This is a genomic window from Variovorax sp. 01T439_2, assembly GCF_056398445.1.
The window spans coordinates 1-1,792 of record NZ_JBFTPJ010001087.1 but is presented as its reverse complement, the minus strand read 5'-3'; the positions used below and the strand labels follow the sequence as shown (position 1 = coordinate 1,792).

The window sequence follows — 1,792 nt, the reverse complement described above, 5'->3', positions numbered from 1 at the left end:
GCGCACGACCTGTTCGATGGCCGAGCGCGTGCGGGCCGGCTCGGTCGGGTCGATGGGGACCAGAATGCGCCGTCTCACGCCGACACCTGCTTCAGGCCGACTGGTTGGCGGGTTCCGGCTGCTGTTGCCGGCTGGTCAGCCACTTGCCGATCGCCACGACGGAGATGGCGCCGATCGCGGGCACGATCGTGTGCAGCGCATGCTGGCTCGCGGCCCAGCCGGCGATCGACGGATCCGACATCGCCATTTCGCCGGCCACCCAGCCCAGCAGGGCGGCGCCGAGCGTGATGATGACCGGGAAGCGGTCCATCAGCTTGAGGATCAGCGTGCTGCCGAAGATGATCAGCGGAATGCTGATCACGAGGCCGAACACCAGCAGCGGCACGTTGCCCTTGGCCGCGGCGGCCACGCCGACGACGTTGTCCAGGCTCATGACCAGGTCGGCGACCACGATGGTCTTGATGGCCGCAGCCAGGCTCGAATGGCCTTCCAGGTTCTCTTCGCCGTCATCGCCCTTGAGCAGGCCGATGCCAATCCAGAACAGCAGCGCGGCGCCCACCAGCTTGAGGTAGGGCAGCGTCAGCAGGTAGACCGCAAAGAAGGTCAGCACCACGCGCAGCACGATGGCGCCCATGCTGCCGAACAGGATCGCCTTCTTCTGCTGGGCAGGCGGCAGCGAGCGGGAAGCCATCGCGATGACGACGGCGTTGTCGCCGCTCAGGACGATGTTGATCAGGATGATCTGCGACAGGGCAATCCAGAAATCCGGACTGGTCAAAAACGACATGGGGGGTGTCTCCTCGAAGTGGACGCGGAACCACGGCGGTTCCGACGTGTTCGAGGCTACGGGCCGGCGCTGTCACCTTTCTGCCGGCTGGCTGTCAGCCACATGTCCGCCAGCTGTCAGCCAGCTTACAGGGCCGGCCTGGGCGGCACTGTTCAGGCCTTGCGCAGCGGGAAGAAGACGCTGAAGGTGTTGCCCACGCCGTCGATGTCTTCCTCCAGCGTGATGCGCGCGCCGTGCAGCGTGGCGATCTCGCTGACGATCGCCAGGCCCAGGCCGCTGCCGTCCTCCTGCGTGCCGAGCAGGCGGTGGAAGCGCTCGAAGATGCGCGCGCGCTCCTCCACCGGCACGCTGGGGCCGTCGTCGCTGATGGCCAGGCGGCACTGGTCGCTGTCGCTCTGGCCCACCTGCACGGTCACGCGGCCGCCCGCCTGGCTGTAGCGCACCGCGTTGTCGATCAGGTTGTTGATGAGCTCGCGCAGCCGGTCGCGGTCGGCGTTGATCACCAGCGGATGCTCGGCGCCTTCGAAACCCAGGTCGATGTCGCGCTTGAGCGCCTGCGGCACCCAGTCCATGCTGACCTCCAGCGCGTAGGCGTTTAAATCGAGCGGCTGCAGCTGCATGGCGTCGAGCGCGCCGGGCTCGTTGCGCGCGAGCGAAAGCAGCTGGCGCACCAGCCGCGAGAGCCGGTCGGCGCTGATGTAGAGCTGCGCGAGCGAATGGCGCACGCGCTCGGGGTCGCTCTCCCGCAGCGCCAGTTCGATCTGCGCCTTCAGGCCGCTCACGGGCGTCTTCAGCTGGTGCGCGGCGTCGGCCACGAAGCGGTTCTGGAAATCGAAGGTGCGGCCGAGCCGCGCCATCAGCTCGTTGACCTCGTCCACCAGCGGCCGCACCTCGCCCGGCACGTCGTGGATGTCGATCGGGCTCAGGTCCAGGTGCGAGCGGTCCGACACCGCGCGGCGCAGCCGCTGCAGCGGCTCGAGCCCACGCGAGATGCCGAACCAGACC

General features: G+C 68.0%; 2 protein-coding genes. Both read right to left on the bottom strand.

Annotated features, from left to right (window positions below):
* Window positions 1–91: 91 nt before the first annotated feature.
* Entirely contained in the window at window positions 92–787 is a 696-nt protein-coding gene (locus AC1DOC_RS32205; protein WP_478080874.1) for a TerC family protein, read from the bottom strand.
* Window positions 788–939: 152 nt separating this feature from the next.
* A partial coding sequence (locus AC1DOC_RS32200; protein ID WP_478131390.1) for a sensor histidine kinase occupies window positions 940–1,792 on the bottom strand: 853 nt, incomplete at its 5' end.

Excerpts from the sequence above, each read along its gene's own strand:
- AC1DOC_RS32205 (WP_478080874.1), bottom strand. The coding sequence starts at position 787 with ATGTCGTTTTTGACCAGTCCGGATTTCTGGATTGCCCTGTCGCAGATC.